Origin of the sequence: uncultured Methanobrevibacter sp., from assembly GCF_900316895.1 — an archaeon.
Taxonomy (GTDB): domain Archaea; phylum Methanobacteriota; class Methanobacteria; order Methanobacteriales; family Methanobacteriaceae; genus Methanocatella.
In genome coordinates this window covers 34,022-59,053 of record NZ_ONER01000002.1, presented here as the reverse complement: position 1 = coordinate 59,053, position 25,032 = coordinate 34,022, and the positions used below count along the sequence as shown (strand labels likewise).

The 25,032-nt window shown below is 35.4% G+C and carries 26 protein-coding genes; 16 read left to right on the top strand and 10 right to left on the bottom strand.

Going from position 1 to position 25,032, the window contains the following annotated elements; all coding sequences use genetic code 11:
- Positions 1-5: 5 nt before the first annotated feature.
- Positions 6-941, top strand: coding sequence for an aspartate carbamoyltransferase (gene pyrB / locus QZN27_RS00740; RefSeq protein WP_296782465.1), 936 nt, complete (start codon positions 6-8; stop codon positions 939-941).
- On the opposite strand, the gene QZN27_RS00735 is transcribed toward pyrB, so the two are convergent.
- Positions 934-2,100 carry an orc1/cdc6 family replication initiation protein gene (locus tag QZN27_RS00735; protein ID WP_296782463.1) on the bottom strand — a complete coding sequence of 389 codons (1,167 nt, stop codon included), beginning with the start codon at positions 2,098-2,100 and terminating at the stop codon, positions 934-936. The genes pyrB and QZN27_RS00735 overlap by 8 nt on opposite strands.
- A gap of 635 nt (positions 2,101-2,735) precedes the next feature.
- Positions 2,736-3,218: a DUF2299 domain-containing protein gene (locus QZN27_RS00730; RefSeq protein ID WP_296782461.1), complete on the bottom strand. Its 483-nt coding sequence runs from the start codon at positions 3,216-3,218 to the stop codon at positions 2,736-2,738.
- Between the two features lie 65 nt (positions 3,219-3,283).
- Between QZN27_RS00730 and QZN27_RS00725 the strand changes: the two genes are divergently transcribed.
- Complete coding sequence (locus QZN27_RS00725) at positions 3,284-4,321, top strand: cobalamin biosynthesis protein (RefSeq protein WP_296782459.1); 1,038 nt, start codon at positions 3,284-3,286, stop codon at positions 4,319-4,321.
- Entirely contained in the window at positions 4,318-5,331 is a 1,014-nt protein-coding gene (locus QZN27_RS00720; RefSeq protein ID WP_296782457.1) for a cobalt-precorrin 5A hydrolase, read from the top strand. The genes QZN27_RS00725 and QZN27_RS00720 overlap by 4 nt, the downstream gene beginning before the upstream one ends.
- A 26-nt stretch (positions 5,332-5,357) precedes the next feature.
- Here the strand turns inward: QZN27_RS00720 and QZN27_RS00715 are convergent, their stop codons facing one another.
- Entirely contained in the window at positions 5,358-5,606 is a 249-nt protein-coding gene (locus QZN27_RS00715) for a UPF0147 family protein (protein WP_296782455.1), read from the bottom strand.
- Positions 5,607-5,750: 144 nt separating this feature from the next.
- On the opposite strand from QZN27_RS00715, the gene QZN27_RS00710 reads away from it, so the two are divergent.
- Positions 5,751-5,918, top strand: a complete 168-nt coding sequence (locus QZN27_RS00710; protein ID WP_296782453.1) for a Met repressor — start codon at positions 5,751-5,753, stop codon at positions 5,916-5,918.
- Here QZN27_RS00710 and QZN27_RS00705 read toward each other — a convergent pair.
- Positions 5,915-6,490, bottom strand: a complete 576-nt coding sequence (locus QZN27_RS00705; RefSeq protein ID WP_296782451.1) for a class II aldolase/adducin family protein — start codon at positions 6,488-6,490, stop codon at positions 5,915-5,917. The two genes, QZN27_RS00710 and QZN27_RS00705, sit on opposite strands and share 4 nt — an antisense overlap.
- Positions 6,491-6,501: 11 nt before the next feature.
- Complete coding sequence (locus QZN27_RS00700; RefSeq protein ID WP_296782449.1) at positions 6,502-8,235, bottom strand: DNA-directed DNA polymerase II small subunit; 1,734 nt, start codon at positions 8,233-8,235, stop codon at positions 6,502-6,504.
- 160 nt (positions 8,236-8,395) lie between these two features.
- On the opposite strand from QZN27_RS00700, the gene QZN27_RS00695 reads away from it, so the two are divergent.
- Genes QZN27_RS00695 through QZN27_RS00680 form a run of 4 tightly spaced genes read left to right on the top strand, consistent with a single transcriptional unit; the run spans position 8,396 to position 11,876 of the window.
- Positions 8,396-8,893, top strand: coding sequence for a hypothetical protein (locus tag QZN27_RS00695; RefSeq protein WP_296782447.1), 498 nt, complete (start codon positions 8,396-8,398; stop codon positions 8,891-8,893).
- A gap of 8 nt (positions 8,894-8,901) precedes the next feature.
- A complete protein-coding gene (cobJ, locus tag QZN27_RS00690; RefSeq protein WP_296782445.1) occupies positions 8,902-9,975 on the top strand; it encodes a precorrin-3B C(17)-methyltransferase in 1,074 nt (357 codons plus the stop codon).
- Between the two features lie 11 nt (positions 9,976-9,986).
- The gene (locus QZN27_RS00685) at positions 9,987-10,583 is read left to right on the top strand and encodes a potassium channel family protein (RefSeq protein WP_296782439.1); all 597 of its coding nucleotides are present in this window, start codon (positions 9,987-9,989) and stop codon (positions 10,581-10,583) included.
- 33 nt (positions 10,584-10,616) lie between these two features.
- Positions 10,617-11,876 (top strand): magnesium transporter, encoded by a 1,260-nt coding sequence (locus QZN27_RS00680; RefSeq protein ID WP_296782421.1) that lies wholly within the window; start codon positions 10,617-10,619, stop codon positions 11,874-11,876.
- On the opposite strand, the gene QZN27_RS00675 is transcribed toward QZN27_RS00680, so the two are convergent.
- Both QZN27_RS00675 and QZN27_RS00670 read right to left on the bottom strand, forming a co-directional pair.
- Positions 11,873-12,724, bottom strand: coding sequence for a hypothetical protein (locus QZN27_RS00675; protein ID WP_296782419.1), 852 nt, complete (start codon positions 12,722-12,724; stop codon positions 11,873-11,875). The two genes, QZN27_RS00680 and QZN27_RS00675, sit on opposite strands and share 4 nt — an antisense overlap.
- Positions 12,711-13,664 (bottom strand): hypothetical protein, encoded by a 954-nt coding sequence (locus QZN27_RS00670; protein WP_296782417.1) that lies wholly within the window; start codon positions 13,662-13,664, stop codon positions 12,711-12,713. Before QZN27_RS00670 ends, QZN27_RS00675 begins: the two co-directional genes overlap by 14 nt.
- 173 nt (positions 13,665-13,837) lie before the next feature.
- Between QZN27_RS00670 and QZN27_RS00665 the strand changes: the two genes are divergently transcribed.
- The 5 genes from QZN27_RS00665 (at position 13,838) to amrS (ending at position 17,540) form a co-directional block, all read left to right on the top strand.
- The gene (locus QZN27_RS00665; RefSeq protein WP_116592943.1) at positions 13,838-14,236 is read left to right on the top strand and encodes a Zn-ribbon domain-containing OB-fold protein; all 399 of its coding nucleotides are present in this window, start codon (positions 13,838-13,840) and stop codon (positions 14,234-14,236) included.
- On the top strand, positions 14,208-15,122 hold the full coding sequence (gene cfbA, locus QZN27_RS00660; protein ID WP_296782414.1) for a sirohydrochlorin nickelochelatase: 915 nt from the start codon (positions 14,208-14,210) through the stop codon (positions 15,120-15,122). Before QZN27_RS00665 ends, cfbA (QZN27_RS00660) begins: the two co-directional genes overlap by 29 nt.
- 87 nt (positions 15,123-15,209) lie before the next feature.
- On the top strand, positions 15,210-15,695 hold the full coding sequence (gene cfbA, locus QZN27_RS00655; protein ID WP_296782412.1) for a sirohydrochlorin nickelochelatase: 486 nt from the start codon (positions 15,210-15,212) through the stop codon (positions 15,693-15,695).
- Positions 15,696-15,757: 62 nt separating this feature from the next.
- Entirely contained in the window at positions 15,758-16,681 is a 924-nt protein-coding gene (gene thiL / locus QZN27_RS00650; RefSeq protein ID WP_296782411.1) for a thiamine-phosphate kinase, read from the top strand.
- The gene (amrS, locus tag QZN27_RS00645) at positions 16,668-17,540 is read left to right on the top strand and encodes an AmmeMemoRadiSam system radical SAM enzyme (RefSeq protein WP_296782408.1); all 873 of its coding nucleotides are present in this window, start codon (positions 16,668-16,670) and stop codon (positions 17,538-17,540) included. Before thiL ends, amrS begins: the two co-directional genes overlap by 14 nt.
- Positions 17,541-17,563: 23 nt before the next feature.
- Here amrS and QZN27_RS00640 read toward each other — a convergent pair whose 3' ends face one another.
- Positions 17,564-18,820: a UbiD family decarboxylase gene (locus QZN27_RS00640; protein ID WP_296782406.1), complete on the bottom strand. Its 1,257-nt coding sequence runs from the start codon at positions 18,818-18,820 to the stop codon at positions 17,564-17,566.
- A 7-nt stretch (positions 18,821-18,827) separates the two neighbouring features.
- Entirely contained in the window at positions 18,828-19,850 is a 1,023-nt protein-coding gene (purE, locus tag QZN27_RS00635) for a 5-(carboxyamino)imidazole ribonucleotide mutase (protein WP_296782404.1), read from the bottom strand.
- Between the two features lie 226 nt (positions 19,851-20,076).
- Here purE and QZN27_RS00630 point away from each other — a divergent pair, with 226 nt between their 5' ends.
- Both QZN27_RS00630 and QZN27_RS00625 read left to right on the top strand, forming a co-directional pair.
- Positions 20,077-20,310 (top strand): hypothetical protein, encoded by a 234-nt coding sequence (locus QZN27_RS00630; protein ID WP_296782403.1) that lies wholly within the window; start codon positions 20,077-20,079, stop codon positions 20,308-20,310.
- On the top strand, positions 20,307-20,729 hold the full coding sequence (locus QZN27_RS00625) for a winged helix-turn-helix transcriptional regulator (RefSeq protein WP_296782401.1): 423 nt from the start codon (positions 20,307-20,309) through the stop codon (positions 20,727-20,729). The genes QZN27_RS00630 and QZN27_RS00625 overlap by 4 nt, the downstream gene beginning before the upstream one ends.
- On the opposite strand, the gene QZN27_RS00620 is transcribed toward QZN27_RS00625, so the two are convergent.
- Positions 20,726-22,873: a Tex family protein gene (locus QZN27_RS00620; RefSeq protein ID WP_296782399.1), complete on the bottom strand. Its 2,148-nt coding sequence runs from the start codon at positions 22,871-22,873 to the stop codon at positions 20,726-20,728. The two genes, QZN27_RS00625 and QZN27_RS00620, sit on opposite strands and share 4 nt — an antisense overlap.
- Before the next feature lie 144 nt (positions 22,874-23,017).
- On the opposite strand from QZN27_RS00620, the gene QZN27_RS00615 reads away from it, so the two are divergent.
- On the top strand, positions 23,018-24,718 hold the full coding sequence (locus QZN27_RS00615) for a glycosyltransferase (RefSeq protein ID WP_296782397.1): 1,701 nt from the start codon (positions 23,018-23,020) through the stop codon (positions 24,716-24,718).
- The last annotated feature ends 314 nt before the right edge of the window (positions 24,719-25,032 follow it).

The following is a 25,032-nucleotide window of genomic DNA, read 5'->3' as shown; positions in this document are numbered from 1 at the left end:
AAAAGGTGGTTAAAATTTTCAAACTGAAAAACATTATTTCAATTAAAGACTTTGAAAGAGAAGACATAGAATATATTCTTGATGAAGCTTCCAAATTAGAAGATATTGCTCAATCTAAAGCAATTTCAGATGAATTAAAAGGAAAAGTATTAGGTTTAATGTTTTTTGAACCATCAACAAGAACAAGAATATCCTTTGAAACTGCAATGAAACGTTTCAACGGACAGTGCATTGGATTTGCAAGCAGCGACTCAAGTTCGGTTTCAAAAGGTGAAAGCATTGCAGATACAGCAAAAATGTTTGAAGCCTACAGTGATGCCCTTGTAATCAGACACGAGCTTGAAGGAGTGTCAAAATTCATATCAGACTTAGTAGATGTTCCTGTCATAAATGCAGGTGACGGTGCAGGCCAACATCCTACACAGACACTGCTCGACCTATACACCATAAGAGATGAAATCGGATCAATCGACAATTTAAATATCGCTTTGATTGGAGATTTGAAATTCGGCCGTACAGTGCATTCACTGGCCCAATCCTTAACATTATTCAATAACATTAAAATTTATCTGGTATCACCTCCGGAGCTCAGAATGCCTCAGGAGATTCTTCATGACTTAAACAAAACCAATGTCGAGTATGTAGAGGTTGATAACATTGAAGATATTATCGATGACGTTGACGTGCTGTATGTAACCAGAATCCAAAAAGAGCGTTTTGTTGACATTGATGATTATTTAAAAATAAAAGGCGCTTACATCATCAACAAAAAAATGTTGGAAGGCAAGGATTTGATTGTAATGCATCCACTGCCAAGAATAGATGAAATCGCCGGTGATGTTGACGATACCAAATACAACAAATATTTCAAGCAAGCAGCAAATGCAGTACCTGTTAGGATGGCGATTTTAAAAACTTTAATTAAAAACAACCCTAAATAGAGTAAAGAGCTGTTTCAAGTAAAGTTTCATCACATTGAAGTTTAATTATATTAGTCCTACCTTTTCCACGGCCACGTGAAACGGTGTTTGTAGAAATTATACCGAGCAGTTCAAGCTCATTGATGAAATCAAATATTCTTCTGTATGTCACTGCATCCTTTTTGGAAATCTCAGTGTAGGATTCATAAAGTTTTCCAGAGGTTATTTCCTCTTTTTGTTTTGTTAATGTTAAGATAGCTAACAGAAGCCTTTGTTGCTGAAGCGGAAGTGTGGATAAGATTTCACTAACTTTATTATGTTCTATTCTTTCTTTAGCTCTTCTTACATGATCGCTTGTAACTTTTTCACTTGCTTCATCAAAAGCCAATTCACCAGCATTCTTTAAAAGGTCCAATGCATATCTTGCATCGCCTTCCTCTTTAGCGGCCATTGCAGAACATAATGGAATGACATCTCCATTTAATACATCATCATTGAAGGACAATTCAGCCCTTTCGGATAGAATGTCTGACAATTGGTCTGCTCCATAAGGTGGAAATACTATTTCTTTATCATTTAAGCTACTGGTAACCCTTGATTTGATTAAGTTTTTAAAGTCAAGATAGTTACTGATTGATAGGACCGCAACATTGTCTGTTCTGGTTAAAGTGTATAATATTCCGTCACCATCCTTATCAAGCAATATATCGATTTCGTCCAATATAACGATTAGCTGAAGTTTTTTACCAAATGCATTGGTTCTAAACAGGCTTCTGAATGCATTTACAACCTCGGCCTTGGTCCATCCACGATTTGGAACATCACGTCCAAGCCTGTTACACAACTCGGCAATAACCTGGTATTCAGTAGTGAAATCTGTGCATCGGATATATTCTATCTTTACAAAGATGTTTTCGTTGTCTGCAACTTCCATCAGCTGTTCACGTGCGAATTTGGAAGCAGCTGTTTTTCCTGTTCCTGTTTTACCGTATAATGTGACGTTTGATGGAGTGACATTATCCAAAACATCGACCCAATTTCTTGCAATTTCTCTGATTTGCTCATCCCTATGAACTAGTTTTTCTGGTAAAAATCTGTGATCCAGAGGTTTCTTGTTTTTAAATATCTGATTTTTCCTTCTGTTTGAAATAAGTTGTTCATCCTCAAAAATATTCGCCATCTTTCCCACCTAAAAAATTAAGTAAATAACAAAAATGTAGTAAGTATAATTTCCAGTGTTAATAATATAAAATACCTCATAAATAAAGGTTTTTATTACAAAGTTATGAAAATTGTATTAATAATTGAAAAATCTCTAAAAATTAATTTGATTAAAATAAGTTAAAATGAATAAAAATGATTATATATAATTATAATATAAAATAAATGAATATATATTATTAAAATTCAAAAATATTTGATTTTAATATTTTAATTTTTAAATGTGAAATAGTATTATTTCAAATAAAAGATAATGATTTCAAGTGTATTTATCTCTAAAAAATATGAATTCAAACTACTCAAATCAGCTAATGGACATCAAATCTGAAAAAATTATCATGATTTGTCACAAAGACAGAGAGGTCCGTTTCAAGTGTAATATTTTTTTCAAAAAACTTAAAATGAAGACATGCATTTCAAGTGTAAAAAACAAGATTAAATGTTGAAATTATAAAATAAAGGAAAAACAATATGTTTAATCAGGAAAACAAGCGCAAAAATAAAAGATAAATTTCAAGTGTTACAGTTGAAATAGACCCCTTCAGTCTTACAATATCAACGAAAGTGTTTCACTTGAAATACACCCCTCCCTCTCTAAATGAACATGTCATTCTCATTGGAAGGTGTGACATTAATTTGAATTGATCCGAAAGTCTTGTCGATTAACCAGATACAATGAAGTTTGGCTTTGAAAACACGTTTAAGAGTTCTGAAAAATTCATTTTTGGTGATTCCATCCTCAAAAATCTGTTCAGTGACTACAAATTGCTGCAAAATATCCTGTGCAACCTGAAGCTCAAAATCGACCAGGAAATTATTCAAACCAAAGTTCAAATCCATGATGAAATCCTTTTGAGTTTTTTTATCAGCTTGCCTCATCAGGTCCAAATGTTGTTGTGCAACCTGTGTAGCGCATGCAACAATCAAACAATCTTTACCTGCTGGCTTTACAACATCCATGATATTTTCTTTTGGAAATTCAATTATATAGTGAAAATCAGCATTTTCATCATACTTGGCTTCTCTTAACAAATCTTCTTCAGATAACCATTGTCTTACATTTTCTTCAAGATTCATAATAACCATCTTTTATTAAAAAATTTATAATAAATTATTTATTTTTTAATTATATAAATTAAACTATGATTGAATATAATAATTTGATTAATGGTATAATTACAACAAAAATAAGCAATATTATATCATTAAATTTATTTTTATTTATTATATTTGCCTTAATATTATCATTGATAATAGACATGATATTTGGAGAGCTTCCCACAAGAATACATCCTGTCGTAATAATGGGATCAATCATCAATTTCTTCAAAAAACTATTTATTGTGATTAAAAACAAAATTTCAGGATTGTTAGTTGTTTTAGGAGTGTATTCAGTATCTATTATTATTTTATATTTAATTTATTTAATTTGCAGTTGTAATCTAGTTCTGTTTTTCATTGTGTTTTCAATACTCCTGTCATCGACATTTTCTGTCAACATGCTGTTGAAGACTGCAAGCGATGTCAAGGATGCACTTGATGAAAACATTGACAAAGCAAGGCAGATGGTATCCTATCTAGTCAGTCGTGACACTGATGAACTGACAGAATCATTCATTGTTTCAGCAACGATTGAAAGCCTGACTGAAAACATTACCGATTCATATGTTGCACCTGTCTTTTATTATTTCATTTTTGGAGTTGTTATATTATGTCATCCGCTCGACAATCAGCTGTTTTATCTGCTGCTGATTCCAATGGCTTATAGAATTTCAAACACTATGGATGCAATGCTCGGATACCAAACTGAAGAACTGATTGACATTGGCTTTTTGCCGGCAAAAATAGATGATATACTGAATTTTATACCATCACGAATTGCAGGACTGTTCATTGTTATTTCAGCTTATCTTATGAATCTTGATGGTAGAAATGCCTATAAAATCATGATGAGAGATGCAAGAAACTGTCCATCTCCAAACTCAGGATATACAATGGCAACAACCGCCGGAGCATTAAACATTCAATTGATTAAAAAAGATACCTATATTTTAGGTGATGACAATAAAGTTATAACAAAAGAAGATATTTCAAAAGCGGTAATGCTGTCTAAAATGACTATTTGTCTGTTTACAGTAGTCATCATATTATTATTTACTTTAATATATGTGATATTATGAAAGTAGCAATAATTTCAGTATCAAATAAGGGCCAGGAATTGGCACATGATTTAAAAGATGATTTAGATTCAGATTCAACAATTTTAAAGTGTGATTTATATCACAAAAATGTTAAAAAATATTTTCCAATTTTATTTTATGAATATGATGCGATTATTGCTGTAATGGCTTCAGGAATATTGATTAGATCAATCGCACCACTGGTTGAGTCTAAAGTCACAGATCCTGCCGTGATAAACATAGACGATAATGGACAGTTTGTAATATCTACATTATCTGGTCATTTAGGTGGAGCAAATGAGTTTGCAAATAAAGTTGCTGCTTTGATTGATGCTACACCAGTCATTACGACTTCAACTGATGTTAATAACAAATTGGGAATTGATGTTCTGGCAAAGGATTTGTATTTATCAATTGACAATACAAAAGAGATTTTACACTTCAATAAGGCCATTTTGGAAGGTCGTGAGATTTCTATTACATTAAATCCAAACAGGAATTTTGAGTATTTATTTGAATATTTGAACAATGTTACACTCGAAATCAATGTTTCAATTATTTATTCATCAAAAGTTAATACAGATGAAATACATGTCAGTTTTGAAGGGCATGAACTGATATTGAGGGAAAGAAAAGTAGTTGCAGGAATCGGATGTAGGCGCGGAAAGGAATGCAAATACATCTATAATGGACTTAAAAAATCATTGGATGATTTGAAAATCTTTGCTTCAAGAGTTAATATGCTCACTTCTGCAGAAATAAAAAAAGACGAAAAGGGAATTCTTGAATTGTCTGAAAAATTGAATATACCTGTTGAATTTGTTGACATTGACAAGATGAAACTGTTTGAATCCAGTGATGTTTCCAAATCAGAATTCGTTTATTCGAAGTTTGGAATTTATGGTGTTTGCGAACCATCAGCATTGATAATGGCAGGTTTCGATTCAGAATTGATTTATAAAAAAACTTCTTATGACGGTGTGACAATAGCTGTTGCCGTTTCTAAATAATATTAAAAAAATAGTAAAAAACTAAATTAGATTGCTTCTAATTTAGATAGAACTTCCCAAATTAAAGTTCTTGCGTGTACCGGAATATTAGGATCATTACTAATTTCATCTAATTTTCCAAGAACGGTACTGATTCTTACAGATTGATCTTGTTCATCATCCTTTAACAAATCACAAGATTGACTTGCTGCTTCTCTGATATTACGAGGAACAGTGTTATTATCTGAAATATAGTCAAGAATTTCACATACTTCTTCGATTGCTTGATTACTCATTTATTCTCCCTCCAAAATAAAATATTAAAATAAGTAAAAATAACTATTAAGATAATATTTGTCTGTAATAGATTTAAATAGTTTTTGGTAATAGCAACATCTTTATTAGAAAAATATATATTTAATTAAAATGAATTATTATACATGTCAGATATAAGCAAAACCACAATAAACTTACCTGTAGATTTAAAAAAAGAATTAAAGAAAATGGCTATTGATGAAGATACTTCATTATCTGGATTAATCATTCAAATGATTGAAGAAGGAATGAAAAACAGAAACAAATCAAATGTAATTTCAGATGAAGATTAATCAATATCTTCAGCTGAATTTAACATAAATGTAATAAACTGAGTTTTAGCAGTCTCTTCAACAAAAACTGCCAGTAACATAGCTTCTTTTAAACTGTCACTTACGCAAATCACACCATGATTTTTTAAAATTAACACATCTTCATTGCCAAGGCCTTCACTGGCGCTTTTTGCAAGTTCATCGCTTCCAGGCTTTTCATAATCAATGGATTGCAGATATGGTGTAACTATCGGTCCGAAACCTTCCAGTCTTTTAAGATTTTTATTTGAAAATGCAAATCCTGTTGCATAAGGTGAATGGGTATGAACTATAGCATTCACGTCAGATCTTTTTTTATAAATTTCCAAATGCATATTTACTTCAGAAGACGGCTTTCCCTTAGTCAAGACGTTGCCTTCCATGTCAACAAGAACAATATCCTCTTCACATAATTTTGATAGGGATTTCAATGTTGGTGTAATGGCAACAACATTTCCAAATCGTGCGCTGATGTTTCCTGATTTTCCGGAAACCAAACCCTTATCATAGATTTCATTTGAAACGTCAATAATTTCAGCAATATTCTTTTTCATTAAAATAACCTCTATAAGAATTTAAAGTGTCTGTATTTTCCTTTATGAAGAACAGGTACTTCAGCAGGTGTCGGATTGATGTTATAAATTTTCTGGAACTCTGTCTGAGTCTGGAATGTACCTGAATTAATCAAATGAACGCCTTTATATTTTTTGTAGCTGTTAATGTGAATGTGACCTGTATGGAAAACATCTGGAACCTCATCAATTACAAGATAGTCTTCAAGTTCTGATGCTAAAGGTGTTCTTTCTCCATAAATTGGAGCTAAATGTCTTTTTTGCAGTAATTCAACCATTATTTCATCACTTTTTTCATATTCAAAGCTCTTGATGGCCATAACCAGGTCGTCAAAACTGCGTCCGTGGTAAATTAATACATTGATTCCGTCAAGTGAAACGACACCGGGATTTGAAATGAATTCGACATTGTCAAGTTCATACAGTGCCTTTGCATATTCCTCAGGCACGGCCGGCTGAGGTTCAGCGACTCTTGATGCATCGTGGTTTCCAGGTGCAATGATTATTTTGATGTCACTTCTGATATTGCCCAAAAATCTGGCAGCTTCATTATACTGCTCGGTAATGTCTTTAATGGCGAGTTCCTTGTCCTGATTCGGATATACTCCTATACCGTCCACGATATCTCCGCCGATAATCAGGTATTTGACATCTTCAGCAACTCTTCTTTGCTCTTCATCTCCAGCCTCACAGTTAATCCAATCAATGAATCTTTGAAAGGCATCCTCCAGGAACGTTAGACTTCCGATGTGAACATCTGACAGAAATACTATACCGAAATCCATTTCCTTTTCAGGTATGCTTAGGACACCCGGATTTATTATTTGCTGTCCAAAGGCGAAACCCGCATCACTGCTTTTGTTTGCAATGACTCCAACAACCTCATCCCTGACAAGCTTTTCGGCTTCTGCAAACAATTCCTCGTTTTTGTTTGAAAATAGAATGGAAATGTTTCCTGTATCATCTTCAAATTCAACGATTTTATGACCGTTTTTACTGGATCTGATTTCACGGACCATTAGAATCAGGCTTAAGCTATCCATCCCGTCATCGATATCGGCTATTTTCGTATAGTTTCTGAGATCAGGTCGTCTGGATAATATCTTGGCCAATTTATCATATCTGCTTTTGAAATAGGAAATGAGGTTTTCAAGCTCACCGCTTGTGTATGATTTTTTACTGGTGTCCTGAATGATTTTAAAATCATATTTGACATTTGTCTTCTGTTCATTTCTTTTGAATTTGATTTTAGTATCCTTAATAGTTTCAGAAGCTTTTTCAATGGCCTCATTTACATAGTGTTCAGGTTCATCACCTTCTTTTTTAAGGTCATCAATGGAATCCGGCTTTTTGGTTTCAACTTCCTTTTCATTGCCGGCGCTTTCAGGCTTTTCATCCATAACCTTTTTTGGCGGTTGCTCTTTTGCATCTGAAACTTTTTTAGGTGGCTGTGGTGTTTTGTCAACAGTCTTTTGAGTCTCTTCAGGTTTTATTAACGTGTCCTGATCATCACTTTCAGGTGCTGTTTTAACGCCGGTGATTTCATCTATGGTTTCACCGCTAACGCAAATCAGGTCTTTAGAAGTAAATTTATCGCTTTTCAATTTGACTATTAAATTTGATGCAAAATCCAGAGGGTTATCTGCTTTCATGACCTTGTCATAAGCTTCAGGTGATAGGTTAATTCCTTTTTTTGCAAATTTTAATAGAATTTTATTAGTTGACATACTGATAAAAAATTTATTTTTCTATGTTAATAAACTTTGAGAATTTTAAAAATCAATATTGGTTTTACTGTGAAAATTTGGGTTAGGTTTATTATATATTAGACATATAATTTAAAACATTATATAATCTATATTTATAAAGATTTATGATTGTGATAAAATGGCAAGTAAAATACTTAGAGTTATACTAATAATAGTGTTATTTATCGTATTTTTTGAATTGGGTCTATTCAGTTCATACACCATTGTAACAGCTGAAGCTCCTAACTTCCACGGATTGGTGGATATGCAGATTTCAAAAATCCAGGAATTCTTTAATCCGCAGAAGGTTAACGACGTTTTGATTAAGGACCCAACTCCAGTCAACATTTCAAATAAAAAGGATGTTGCACTTAAGATGGAATCGCTGTCGCAGGTAGACGGAGTAAATGTTGATTCAATGAATATTACAACATTCGATGACACTGATAACAAAAACATTACTATAAATGTTGAGGCGTTAGGTTATGCTTCACCTAATCAGACATCAGGTCAAATAATCATCAGTCAGGATCCATCCTATAAGGTTATGGCAACCGGTAAGGCGACATACGGTGAAAATGGTCTGAGAGTAGATGAAAATACAGTTGCGATAACTTCTATTTTAAAATTGTACTAGTGATATAAATGATTAATGTAATAGGAATTGGCCAAAATAGGGACAATATGACTTTAGGGGCTATCAAAGCCATTGAAGAGTCTGACATTATTATCGGTTACAAGAAATATGTAGACCAAATTGAAGACTTAATCGAAGGTAAGGAAATAGTCAAAAAAGGAATGGGTGATGAGATAGCTAGAGCTGAATTCGCCATTAAAAAGAGTCTGGAAGGCCAGACAGTTTCATTAATCAGTTCCGGAGACCCAGGCGTATTCGGAATGGCAAACGTATTATATCAGATAGTAAGCAAATATGACGATGTTGAAATAAAGGTTTATCCGGGAGTATCAGCCCTGAACTATGCATCAAGTCATTTGGGAGCTCCTTTACATGACTTTGCAGCAATAAGCTTGAGCAATATCTTGACTCCATTATCAGAAATAGAAAAGAAGTTAAGATATGCACTCGAAGCCAATTTGATAGTTGCAATCTATAATCCTATAAGCAAAACACGTAAAGAACCTTTCAGAAGGTTCAAACAATGTGTTTTGGAAATTAAAGGTGAAGATGCATTGATAGGCATCGTTGACAGTACCTATGAGCCTCCAAAAGCAACAATCGTTGAGGCCAAGGATTTGACCGAGGACATCGTTAACATGTCATGCACACTGATTGTCGGAAATGACATAACCTATGTCCAGGACGGTAAGATGATAACACCGAGAGGATATGTTATCAGGTCCAAGATTCATCCATTATCACAAAATCATTATGAAAAATTCTTGAATGGCGAAGTGGCTCATGGCCCAAACCGTGAATGTGAATTCTATCCTTGCCACTGGGATGGTCAGTACTGTGATTTCTGCTATTGTCCATTTTATCCATGCGGAGATTCTGCAACAGGTGGAGAATGGATTAAGGGCAAGGGAGTATGGAACTGTACAAACTGCCATTGGCTACATCAAAAGGAAACCGTTGAATATATCAGAGAGCCTTTGGAAAACATTCTTGAAGATGTTGAAGATTTGAAAACCAAAAAGAAAACTTTATTGAAACTTAGAAAATCATGCTTATTGAAAACAGATCCAAATGATCTATAGGGGAATTTGAATTGACAATTAAAACTCTTTTAATAGAAATGAAAAACATGTCGGAGTTAATGGTGGATTTAGCTTATTCTGCTGTTTTGTTCAACAGTAAAGCAGCAGCAGAAGAAGTTATTGCACTGGAAAATGAAGTTAACTCCATGAATTATGAAATCAAAAAGGAATCGTTAGTAGCGGCCAGATCATATGAAGATGCAGAGAAGTTAACAGCATTGATTGAAATCGCAGAAGCGGCTGAAAGTATAGCAAATGCTGCTAAGGATTTGGCTGATTTAGTGATAACCGGGTTTAAACCACACCCTGTATTTAAGATGGTTATGGAAGAATCTGATAAAAGTATAGTCAGAGTTACCATTGACGATTCATCAGAACTTGCAAATAATACTTTAGGAGATTTATTATTGGTAAACCGTACTGGTATGCGTGTAATTGCAATCAGAAGAGGTTCATCATGGATTTATGGACCGGATAAACATACCACACTTTTACCGGATGATACTTTAATTTTAAAAGGAACAGACGAAGGTGCTGATTTGCTTGAAAAATTAGCGGCAGGAACCTGTTCTTTAGAGGATATTCCAGAAGAATTAGAAGAAGACTAGGAAGTGAAAAAATGATTATGGGTAGTGATATGTGTGACAGACAAACAGAAGAAGATTCGCACTCCACTATCTGTAAAATGTTCTGATTTTTACGCAGAGCATAAATCTGTCATTAAGGAAGGATTAATAGCCCTTTTGATTTGCGCTATTGGAGACCTATGTGCCGGTCTTATTTTAGGTAAGATGACCTTTTTCCTAGAAACATTCCCGGGATTGCTTGTAGTCATTCCTGGAGCAATTGGAATGAGGGGAAATATTTTCGGTTCTTTTGCATCAAGATTATCAACCAACCTTCACATCGGTATAATATCACCGGAATTTGAGTTTTCAGAGCAATTGAACTATAATATTTACTCATCTTTTGTTTTGACGATGGTATTGTCATTGTTTTTAGCAATCATAGCTAAAGTATTATGTATTTTACTGCATCAACCGTCAATGAGTCTAATAGATTTCATGCTAATCTGTGTGTTTGCAGGAATAATTTCAAACCTGATAATGCTTCCGATTACAATGTTTGTATCATTTAAAAGCTATGAACATGGATGGGACCCGGACAATATAACAAGCCCAATTATAGCTGCATTTGGAGATTTGCTCACACTGCCGGCTATCATTGCATCAATATTTATTCTGCAGGCGATGAACTTCAGCTACATTTTTAAAGATGCTGTTCTTGGCATCGTTTTGATTGCAGTCTGCATCAGCTTTGTTTATTGTTATCGTCTGTCCTATGAGACAAATACCATTTTGAAGCAGTCCACACCTATTCTGCTTTTATGTTCCTTTTTAGGAGGGGCCGCTGGAAGTATCTTGAATTCAGCACTTGAAACATTGCTTACAAATGCAAGTCTACTGACCTTATTGCCACTGTTTTCAGGAGAAAGCGGAAGCCTAATAAGTATTTTGGGAGCCAGATTATCTTCAGGACTTCACTCAGGTTTAGTCGAACCGTTCAATAAGCCAAAAGGCGAAGCGGTTCATAATTTCATTATCAGCTTCATTTTAGCGATTATTGTCTTCCCGCTAATAGGCCTTTTAGCAGAAGGGTCCTCCTTCGCTTTGGGTGTTGTCGGTGTCGGATTTGATAAGATAGTTGAAATAAGCACAATGTCAGGGCTGATTTTAGTGGCTATAATGGTAATTATTGTATATTACGTTTCCATTACATCATATAATCATAATTTGGATCCGGACAATATCGTAATTCCTATTTCAACAAGTATAACAGATTCAATTTCAAGTTTTGTCTTGATTTCAGTTTCACTGCTCCTGTTGGGCACTTTAATTTAATACCATGCCTTCATGACAAATTCACATTCATTTGTTCTGAAATAATCATATTCTAAAAGGTCCTTATCAAAGTTTTTTGGAACGCACACCAGCAATGCCTTCGGATGTGGCTTGTCAAGATGAACGAACACTATGGCACTTTCATCATCGTAAAAATCAAATTCATCGTTTAGGTAAATCACATCAGATATTGTGGTTTTCCATTGTCTGTCCTTTACAACTCTTGTGGTGTCTACAATGTAGGACAGGTCATATTCCTCTGTCGTGTCAATCAGCAGATAGTAATCCGACTTTTTTAAGTTCCCCGGAAATACCTTAAAGTAGTTGCAGCTGCACTTGTCCTGTGAGTGGTGCTTGTTGCACTTGCCATTGATTTCAAAATTTTTGAGTACATAGCTTTTGTAGAAATCACATTTCACCAGTCTTGTAAGTGAAAAAACGCTTTCGCCTTCACCACTTTCACCAATCTTTACACTTGAAATGCAGCTCTCCTTAGGTATGAGTTCCATTGAAGTATGTATTTTTGATGTGAACAGTTTGTCATAAACCAGCTTGTCATAATCCTTTCCTAGGGCTATCAGTTTGGCATATGAGACACTGTTTGGAATTATCTGGCCTTCCCCATTGATGACTGCAAGGCCGGGAGTGCCTTTGCCATATTCATTCCAGTTTTCAGGAACTCCTGGATTGTTTATCAGGTTGGCAATGACTTCTGAGGTTAGTTTTTCCATATTATTTGCTTCAACTTCTTTCATGGCCTTTTCAGTCGAATTTTCAATGGATGAAAGGATTGCGCCGAAGATTACTAAAATGATGATTAGGATTATTCCGATTTCAATAGCTTTCATTTCCCACCAACCCGTATTTCTTTCTGTGTGATGCATCCAGAATCAAGCTGTCCCAATCATCCGGATTTATCTTTTCGCCGTTATAGTGGTCTGCAAAAACCACATGATCAGAGCACGACAGCGATTCGTTTCCAAGTGGGGTATGTGTCTGGATGAAGACCTCCATGCCATAATGGGGACATTTCCCCTTTCCTTCCAGCCTGCATAGATAACAGCTTCCGTCAGCGCTTTCATGAAAATAGCCGGTATCAAGGCAATCCCTCAATACTCCAGGATCACCATGGTGAACGTATGGGTCATAAGGACACCTTTTTATAGTTAATGGCGCTGTTGCTTCGATATATGATTCCGGCGAGTCGAAATTATGCAGGAGCATATATGCTGAAAGTGCAGTCTTATAATGGATCTTATCATCATATGCCATCACGCCGGATGCTATAGTCAGCTTTGCAATAGGTAATGGGTCCCTTAAACCTTCAATAGAAGCGTTTCTTTCAATTATCTGTGAAAATTCATCACTACCCTTTTTTCCATTCAGTTTAACTTTAAACAATAATTTCCAGGGTGAATCGGTTGGTTCAACAGATATCACCTCTGAAGATAAGTCAATATCATATTTTTTCTTGAATTCTTCGTTTTTATCTTCCAAAATATTGTTCAAATTCTTTTTTATTTGGTCTGGACTGTCTCTTACAGGCAGACCATTGTAAACCTTTTGAGTAGCTTCAGCTATTGCATCCCTTTCTAAAATCTCCAAATTGGCTGAATAGTCATCGATAACATATTTGAAATTATCATTGTTCTCGGAATCAATATTTGAATTTTGAATGAAAGTTATTGTAGTTATAACAAAAATGGAGATTAACAGAAGCGCCACAATCAGAATTGCAGTGGTGCCTACGATAATATTGCCTTTTGAGTCTGGTTTTTTTGCTTTCATTTTTAAGGATTTGGCTTGAAATTTATAAATTAATTGTTGAAGTGCGACCCTATGATTTTGCATATTAATGTTAATACGATTTTGTGAAAATGTCAAAAATAGTAATAAAAAAAATACCTATTTATATTATTTAAGATAAACTATACATATTGAAAATTATTAGGAGGATTCACATGTCTGATACTGTAAGAACATGGCGTCATATACAACAAAGATATAATCTTATAGGCTCCAAATGTAACACCTGTGGTGAAGTATTCTTCCCATCTCGTGTAGTTTGTCCTAACTGTAGGAGAAAAGGAGACCTTGAACCTTTCCAATTTTCTGGAAAAGGAAAAATATATACTTATTCAGTAATTAGATCAGCACCTGATGACTTCAAAAAATCAGCTCCATATGCTGTTGCGGTCATTGAACTTGAAGAAGGTGCAAAATTAACCACCCAACTCGTCGACTGTGATGTTGATTCACTTGAAATCGGCGATGATGTTGAAATGGTATTTAGAAGAGTTAGAGAGGATGGAGAAGACGGAGTAATCTCATATGGATACAAATTCAAAGTTATCAAATAATACCGGTGTAATTCTCGTAAGTCACGGCAGTACTTTGCCTTACGCTGAAGAGGTATTTACAGAAATCAAAGAAAAATTTATCAAAAAAACAGGTCTTGTGGCTGAAATAGGATACATGAAAGTCTCAGAACCTACAATTGCAGGTGCTGTAGATATTCTAAAAGAAGAAGTGGATGATATGGATAAAATCATTGCTCTTCCTGTATTTTTAGCTCCAGGAATTCACACCAACATCGATATTCCACAATTATTGGGTTTGGAACCACTTGAAGAGGATCCAAGATGTCCTGACGGCAACTATCCGCCAGAACATTACTTGTCAATAGCTCCTGATGTCGATTTTGATGGTGAAATTGAACTTTTAAGTTCAATAGGACCAAGAGATGAGCTATTGGATATCATCGATAAAAGAGTTGAAGAAGCATTGGCTGAATCCGAATTGGATGACAGTGCAAAAACCGGAATACTGCTTGTAACCCACGGTTCCAGACTAAACTACAACAAGGAATTTGCAACTGCATTATACAATAAGTTTGAAAAGACCTGCGAATTGCCGTCAAGTTTCGGATTCATGGAATTATGCGGTCCAAGCATACCTGAATCAATCAACAAACTTGTTGATGAAAACGGTTTGGAAAGACTGGTTGTCGTACCGGTATTCATTGCTCCTGGAATGCACACAACCCATGACATTCCACATATCCTAGGATTTTTGGATGACCACGAACATGGGCATTCACACGGCCATTCCCATGGCCATGGGGACCACGACCATGTGCATGACTTGACCCCTGTCGAGTTCGATGGTGAAATCTTATATCCGGAGCCTATCAAGGCTGATGACATCTTAATAGATATTTTAGCTAAAATGATTGAGGGAAAATAGTTATTTTTCCATATATTTTTTTGAAAAATTTTTTAATCAAGATAACTTAACAGAATTTAACTTAAAATTTAATTATGGTTGATATTTATGTCAGATAAGAAAACAGGAATATTATTATTATCTCACGGTTCCAGATTGGACGATGGTGAAGAGGTAATTAAAGCTTATAAGGAAATGTATGCTGAGGAATTTCCGGACATACCGGTTGAATACGGTTTCATGGAAATCAGAAAACCTGGAATTCCGGAAACAATCAAAAAATTGACCGAAGAGAATGATTTGGAAAAAATCATTGTAGTGCCGGTCTTTGTAGCACACGGTCTTCACACAAAAAGGGACATTCCGGGATTGTTAGGAATTGAGAGCGATTATGAAGGTGACGACCACGGACATCATCACCACCATCATGACCACGATGATCACGATGACCACCATCACGGACATCATCACCACCATCATGACCACGATGACGAGCCGGTCGAATTCGATGGTGAAATCGTTCTGACCGATCCTTTAGGAATCGACAGAAGAATGTATGAAATCATCAAGGACAGAGTTTCAGAACACTTATAGTTCTGAAATATTTTTACTTTTTTTCTAAAAACTTATTTATTTTAAAGTTTATACTAATATTCATGACCTTGAAAGTCTCAGATATCGGCGAAAAGGAATTGGTCAGATATATCATATCCAATTCCAAGGATATCACGCCGGATGATACAGCAATAACAAATTTTGACAATACAAATCTTATTTCAACATGTGACATGCTGATTCAGTCAAGGCACTTTCCGAAAAACATGACATATTTTGACATGGGATTTAAGGCAGTCACAGTCAACGTAAGCGACCTTGCGGCAATGGGAGCAGAGCCATTGGGATTTCTGCTTGCAATCGCTCTTCCAAAGGATTTGAAATTGGATTCCTTTAAGGAAATCATTGACGGTGTTCTGAAGGCCTGTGACTATTATTCAATTCCACTGATTGGCGGGGACACCAATGAGGCATCAGAAATAATAATCACCGGCACTGCATTGGGTCTGACAGATAAGCCATTGATGAAAGACACTTATCAAAAGGGTGATTTGATTGCCGTTACAGGCGACATTGGACTTGCAGCATTGGGCTTTGAGCTGGAAACCTTGGATAATGTATATGTAAAGCATGCATTAAAACCCAAAGCAAGGATTAAGGAGGGTGTAATCCTGAAGGATTATGCAACTTCAGCCACTGACATTACAGACGGGCTTGCAAGTGAGTTATATGAGATTAAAAGGGATGGTTTCGGCTTCATGATTCATGAAGAGATGTTGAATGCTTCCAATGAATATAAACAGCTGGCCAATGAATTAAACCTTGATTATCTGGATTTGATATTGCATGTCGGCGAGGACTTTGAGCTTTTATTCACAATTTCTGAGGAAAATCTTGAAAAGTTGCCGATTGACTGCATTGTAATCGGTGAGGTTAACGATTCGGATGTTGTTGAACTTACCCTGGAAAACGGCTATGTTGAAAGAATTAAAAACAAAGGCTATGAGCATTATGTTAGTGAGTAGTGATTTATACAAAAAGAGTTCCAAAACACGGAAAATCAGATGTGAGATTTGCGCCAACTACTGTAAGATTGCTGATGGAAATGTTGGAGTCTGTAGACAGCATAAAAACATCAATGGGGAATTGTTTGATGAGTCATATGGTGTAGTTTCATCACTTAGTCCTGATCCGGTTGAAAAAAAGCCTTTGAATCATTTTTTACCCGGCACTTTTACATACTCAATCGGGGGTTTTGGGTGTAACATGACATGTCTGCATTGTCAGAACTATATGATATCACATGAATATGACAAAAATTCAATGGGTGTTAAAATAACACCAGAAGCGATTGTGGAAAATGCACTTAGATACAATTGCAAGTCAATTGCTTGGACCTATAATGAACCTACGATACACTTGCCATTCTCCATGAAAACCTCTTTACTTGCAAGGCAAAAAGACCTGAAGGTAATCTATGTGACCAACGGCTATTTTTCGGATAAGTCAATTGAAGAAATCTTAACATTTGTCGACGCATTCAACATAGACCTTAAGGCAATGTCCAGGGATTTCTATAAAAAAGTCTGTGGTGCGGATTTGGATGTAGTCTTGGACAATATAAAAAGGGTTTATGATGAAGGTAAGCACTTGGAAATAACCAATTTAATTATCAATGATTATAATGATTCAATTGAAGAAATTAATGAATTATGTGATTTTGTAGTAAATGAATTGGACTGCAATGTTCCGCTTCATTTCTCAAGGGCATTTCCATACTATAAGATGAATGACATTTCACCGACAAGGCCCGAAATCCTGTTTAAGGCAAAAGAAATAGCTTTAAATAAAGGAATAAAAAATGTGTATTTGGGTAATATTTAAAAAAAGTAAATTAAAAGTTAGTTTCATTCTCCAAAACTAACTCTTTCGAATTTTTCTAATGTTTTAAGTGACTTTGTTGCGTCAACTCCGATTTTAGTGGTTGTACCGTCACTTTCAGCCACAGGGTCTAATGATGATCCACGGACATTTGGAACAATCATGATGTCACGGTCACCTTTTACACGTGTAGCTATTGCATATTCAACATCTTCCGCATCGAAAATGTTGACATCGGTATCCACAGCAACACAGTGTTTTAGTGAAGGGTGTGCAGACAATGCTGCCATGATTGCGTTCTTACCGTCACCTTCAGTCTGTTTGTTGATTGATACAACTGCATGAAGCCAGCAGCAGCCTCCTTCAGTCAGAACGACATTTTCAACTGTAGGAACAGCATTTTTAACTGCCTTGTAAATCCTTGGCTCCTGTGGGAGACCTTGCAGCAACTTGTGTTCAAATCCTGCAGGAACGATTGCATGATAGCAAGGATTGTCCTTTTTGATGTGCATTTTTTCCAAGTTAATGATTGGTTGGTCACGGATGATGTCGTAAGTGTCAGTCAAATCAACGAATGGGCCTTCAGCAACGGTTTCAGTCACTGAAATCTTACCTTCAAGTATGATGTCAGCCTGTGGAACTTCTAAATCGCCGCATTTTATCAATTCGAGTTCTCCATTTTTAAATGCATTGGCCACTTCCATCTCGTTGTAGTCGATAGGTATTGAAGTGGTACTTGCAAGCAATATTGCAGGGTCCATTCCGATAGCTATTGCAATATCCAAGTCTTCACCAGCTGCCTGTGCATTCTGGAAGTAGGTATAAAGGTTTCTAGGCACAATTCTGATGACCAGTCTTTTATCGTCAAGCACCATCATCCTGTGGATTGAAGCGTTCTGGATGCCTGTTTTAGGGTCACGTGCAAACACGACACCGGCGGTAATGTATGCTCCACCATCTCTTTTATAATGTGTTAAAATAGGAATTTTTCCTAAATCAATATCTAGATTATCATAATCTGAAAAATCAGTGAATTTGGTAACTTCAAGTGGGTTTTCCATTGCGTCAATGATTTTTTCGGTAATCTCTGACACTTCACAGTTGATTGATTTAGCAATCTTGTCACGGGTATTGCAGATTCCGGTTACAACTGGCATGTCATATCCTTTCACGTTTTTAACAATAACGGTGTCCTTAGGATATTCTCTTAATACTTTTGAGATTTCATATTCAGTTGAAAGCTCATCTGCAATTTCTATAATGTTTTCGTCTTTAAGGTTCATGTTATCACTATAAGCTTATTTTTTTATCCTTTAATTTCTCAAGAATGTCCACCATTTCCGGATTTCTGATTGAAAATATTTCACCTGCCAATACTGCGGCATTCTTTCCGTTGTTTATTCCGACAGTTGCAACGGGAACTCCCGGTGGCATGCTGACAGTTGTAAGCATGTAGTCATCGCCGTTTTCATTGGTACATGGAACTCCGATTACAGGTCTTGCTGTAAGGCCGACAAGTCCTCCTGTAACCTGTGATGAGTTGGAGCTGACTCCAATGAAAATTTTGGCGTTTTTCATGGACTTGACATAATCGATGAATTTTTTGTTTGATCTGATTGGACAGACGACTTTCATGTCATATGTAATTTTAAGTCTGTCAAGAAGTTTGGTTATTTTTTTTGCTGTTAACACATCTGCTTGTCTTCCAACAATAATCGCCACTTCAGCATCCTTGTTTTTGCATCCTCCATTCTCTTCATCCGCTTGAACTTTATTTATTTCAATGTCTTTGACTTTTATGAAGTCATTTCTGATGAATGGCCTGTGAATCGGCTGGACAAGGTTTTCATTGCTGTCAATTACCTTTTGAGCATAATCCTTTCTTAATTTTATGACCTTTTGATGTATCTCATCGTCATGAAGTCCAATGAATTGTGCAGCAAGTATTGCCGCATTATCTCCCCTGTCAATTCCAACGGTAGCTATAGGGGATGGATAAGGCATTTGAATGATTGACTGTAAAGCATCGATACCTCCTGTTTTTACATCAACCGGAACTCCAATGACGGGTCTGTATGTATATGCCGCAATTGAACCAGGCAGGTGCGCTGCCAAACCGGCAATTCCAATAAACACTTCTATTCCAGCAGCAGTACCTTGAGTCACGATTTCACGTACAAGGTTAGGTGTCCTGTGGGCTGATGCTATTTTTAAACTGTATGGTATTTCTAATTTGTCCAGTATGTCCATTGCTTTATTTGCAATGGCAATATCTGATCCACTTCCAAGAATAATCATTATCTTTGGTGTCATTTAAAAATCCCTTCTAAAAATAAATGTTAATATATTTATTTTATGTCTAAGTACTATTAAGATTTTTGCAAATTTACATAATCCGATAAAATTTACTTAGTATTATAATAATTACTTATACATATATAATTGTGTTGGTTTAAAACCAACAAATATATAAATATTATAAAAAATATAATATGATATGACAAGAAAAATTCAGAATAAACATAGGATAGGTGACAAATTGATTTACACGGCAAAGACACCTAATGGCTGGTCAATCGTTATCATGCCGGATAACATCCTGATTGACAATTATCATATTGATAGGGTTCATATTCATCCTGACCCTAAAAAACATGTTCATAAAGTAGAAATAAGTCAACTGGATATGGAAAAAATTTTAGAAACAATTAAAGATTACTTAAATGCATCAAATAGTTTTGATGTTGAGGAGTTAATGGAGATGTTAAAGTGATTATAACTTTAGTCAAAAAGCAAACAGGGCATGAATTTATTCGAGAAATGGAAGAAACATATAACTCCATTTCAGAACTAGAAAAACTGTTTGAAAGAACAAACAATATGAAAATGTATGTTGATTTAGAAAATTGGAGATATTATAGGGATAACTTGGATGAAGAAATAGAATTAACTGAAAGTTTGGTAACAAATAAATTATCCTTATCAGATTTGGATTTGATTATTTTAAATACCATTAAACATGAAAAGCCTAGAAGCATCCGTGATTTGGCAAATAAGATTAATAAAGATGTAAGTAATGTACAGCCTAAAGTAAAAAGATTAGAAGAAGAGGGATTTATTAAATTTGAAGCTGGTGCAAAGAATAGCAAAATTCCTTACTTAACATTTGATGAAATTAAATTGGAGATTTAGAGTATCATCGAAAGATTAATCCTATTTCTTCTGTTATCAACATCCAAGACTTTAACGTCAACGATATCCCCTACACTCACAATATCCAAGGGGTGCTTGACAAACCTATCGGCTACCAACTGTGAAATGTGAACCAGTCCGTCCTGATGAACTCCAATATCTACAAATGCACCGAAATCAACAATATTTCGGACTGTTCCCTGCATTATCATGCCTTCCTCCAAGTCATCGATCGATAACACGTTTTTTCTCAGCATCGGCTTCGGCATGTCTTCACGGGGATCACGCCCAGGCTTTTTAAGCTCCTTAATGATATCCTTTAGGGTTTCTTGACCTATATCCAGTCTTTCAGAGAGTTCATTAATGTTGATGTTATCTAATTTGAGTTTTGAGGTTCCTATATCATTAACGGAGTAATTCAGATTATCCAATAATTTTAAGGTCGCATCATATGATTCGGGATGAATTGTGGTATTGTCAAGCGGATAATTCGGATTATCAATTTTAATAAAGCCGGCACATTGTTCAAATGTCTTTTTACCTAGTTTATTAACTTTCAATAATTCCTTTCTGTTTTTAAAACTTCCGTTCTCCTCCCTGTATTCGATAATATTTTTAGCTGTTGTATTTCCAATGCCTGAAACGTAATTCAGGAGACTTACTGATGCGGTATTCAGGTCAACTCCAACTTCATTAACCACTTTTTCAACAACGCCGGTCAATGATTCATTCAATCGCTTTTGATTCATGTCATGTTGGTATTGTCCGACACCAATGGATTTCGGGTCGATTTTAACAAGTTCGGCTAATGGATCCTGCAGCCTTCTTGCAATTGATACCGCACTTCTTTCACCCTCTGAAAACTCCGGAAATTCCTCATCAGCCAATTTTGATGCTGAGTATACTGATGCTCCCGCCTCATTGACAATGATGTATTCTACATTTGTGTTTTTGATAATTTGAGATACAATCTCTTCAGACTCTCTTGAAGCCGTACCATTGCCGATTGCAATAACGTTAATGTCATATTTTTTAATCAATTTACGAACGGTATTGATAGATTCATTAACCTTATTTTGCGGCGCTGTCGGATAAATCAAAGCGGTATCCAATACTTTTCCGGTTTTATCAATAATGGCAAGCTTACAGCCGGTTCTGAATGCAGGGTCCCATCCTAAAATAGTCTTGCCGACAAGCGGACTTTCCATCAGAAGCTGATTCAGATTTTTTGCAAATACCTCTATTGACTTCTCTTCGGCCTTTTCGGTTAAAGAATTTCTTATTTCCCGTTCAATTGCAGGTGAAATTAGACGTTTATAAGCGTCGCTAACTGCCTCTTTAATGATTGGTGTCGTATACTTATTGTATTTGACTTTTTCAGGTACCTTAGAGATGTTTTTAAGCATATGCCTGTTTAGATATTTTAGGATTTCATCGCTGTCGCAGGTGATTTTAGCTTTAATAACACCTTCCTTTTCAGCCCTGTTGATTGCCAGAATCCTGTGGGGTGGTATCTTTTTGACGTTTTCCGAATAATTGTAGTAGATATCGTATTCCGTTGAGATGTCTTTGTCCTTAGCCTTGGTTTCAATCTGGCCGGTGCGGAATGTATTTTGACGGATTTTCTTTCTGAATGTGGAATTGTCCGAGATGATTTCAGCTATTATGTCCTGTGCCCCCTGAATCGCCTCTTCAGGGGTTTTCACCTCATCGGTGACATACTTTTTGGCTATATTTTTGACGCTTTCCTTAACATTTTGTTTTAAGATGATATTTGCCAGTGGCTCCAGGCCTTTTTCACGTGCCTTTGTAGCCCTTGTTTGCTTTTTGCTTTTGAATGGTCTGTAGATATCTTCAAGTTCCACTAAAGTTTCAGCCCTTAAAATCTGACTTTTCAAATCATCATCAAGTTTTCCAAGTTCTTCAATTCTTTTGATGGCTTTCTCTTTTTTGTCTTCCAGGTTTCGCAGGTATTTTAGCCTTTCATCGAATTTTCTCAATGTCTCATCGTTGAGAGAACCGGTGACATCTTTCCTGTACCTTGCAATGAAAGGTATAGTATTTCCGTCATCAATCAGTTTGATTACCTTTTTTACCTGCCAGTTGGCCAGATTCAATTCTTTTTGGAGTGTCTTAACAATCATCAAATACTACCTAAATCAATATTTCTTTTTAATTCAATATTATCGCTTATTAATTAATAATTTTTTGTTTGAATTAATAATAACATTTATAACTATTTAAATTATAAAAATAATAATGTAGAAATTAAAAACGGTGAATTTAAATTGTATTGGTTTTTTGTAATTATTGCATTTTTGCTTGCGGGAATAAAAACCCAAAAACCTAAAAAGTACCAGAAGGTTTCAGTAATCATCCCCGCCTATAACGAAGAAGATACCGTAGCTACCGTTGTGGATGTGGTGAAGAAGGTATCCTTTGTTGACGAAATAATAGTTGTCAATGACGGATCATCTGACAATACCGAAGCTGAAGCAATGAAGGCAGGGGCTCGCGTGATTACTCATGTGACCAACAAGGGTAAAGGTGAAGCATTGTTCACAGGTTACAGGGAAGCGGAATGTGATATCATTGCTTTCATTGATGCAGACATTCATAATTTAACATCCAAAAAGGTAGAGGCAATGATAATGCCTATTCTTATGGGTAAAACTGATATTACTAAAACCAAATTCGCACGTGCCCGTGGACGTGTAACTGAACTTACCGCAAAGCCGCTCTTAAACTTTTTCTTCCCAGAAATTACTTTTGAACAACCGTTGAGTGGTCAGTTTGCAGCACGTAAAGAAGTATTGAAACGTATAAATTTTGAAAAGGACTATGGTGTCGATGTAGGTATTGTTATAGATGCCGATGTACTGGGAATTTCAATAACTGAGGTCGACATTGGTGCAATCGAGCATGACATGTCCCCACTTGAGGATTTGAACTTGATGGCAAATGAAGTTGTAAGGACAATCATGAGCCGGGCTAACAAGTATGGCCGTGTTATAATGATTGATGAAATCGGTCATTTTATCCGAATGTCAATTGTCGGATTGTCTTTGGTCATTTTAGGCTTGTTTACAATATTTTTCGTAAGCTTTGTTCCGTTGGCTATAGGTATAATGATTGGTGTCATCGGTGTTATAATAGCAATCTATTACATTGTCAAAGTTATTGTAAAGTCAATCCTAATGTTTAAAAAGACTCCTAAGGGAAATCTTGTAAGGTCGTTTATCAAAATTCATTTTCCACTTATTATTTCAATCATTATATTGCTTTTAATGATTTCAACATTTATTGGAGCCGCACATTTTGAAAACGGTGTCCTGTCAATCGAGCCCAATTCAAGAAACCTGATCATTTATGCCGATGATTCAGCAAGGGGAAACTCAATTTCAGTAAGGGGTCCTTATACCGTTGATGTAGCTATTGAAGATGAATTGGATTTGGTGCGCATACCGGCCGACGCCATGATGACATTGGGCGTAAAGGAAAACGACACTATACAGATTGATGACAGCAGTTACACAATCAAAGATGCAAGGGATGGCGAACCTAATGTATTAAGATTACCTAAAGGTGCTAAAAACTTTTTGAATCTTGAAGAAGGAAGCGTGATTCAAAATACTCGCTTAAAAGAAGTGTTTGAAGGAACTGTAATAACTCACACTTATGAAAATAACAACACGACAGTTTATGAACAGTATGCTGTCTCTTCAAAGGATGTTCATTCATGTACATATGAAATCTTTTTGGATAACTCCTCCATAGCTTATTCATCAGGAATATTCAAGAAGAACTCAACATATGACATTAAGGTCAATGATGAATCTGTCACTTCATTTAACTTTAATAAGGATAGCAATGTCACATTTGACTATGGAAATCATACCGTTGAAATAATGTTTAATGATAAGAATACAACATCCATAAAAGATATTCCACGGAAAAATCAGGGAACCTTCCTGAATTTTGAATTTTGATTCCATATAATCCATGCCATAATCTTAGAAAATATTTTTTTTCATTTAATTATCTATTTTTTTTGTTTTCCATCACTAATTTAATCCAATTTATTTTTAACAGTATTTAAATGATTTTTTTTGATTGGTTTTAAATTAATCGTCAGAAATTAAGAAAATATAGGTTTTATTTTTGTTTTCATTTTTTCTCATATTCAAAATATTTATATATTAATACTACTAAATTTATTAATCGGAAGGAATGTTCCTTCCGACAATGTATTTCCGACTATACATTTTATGAAATTCATTTAGTAAAAAATTTTCCACTTTCA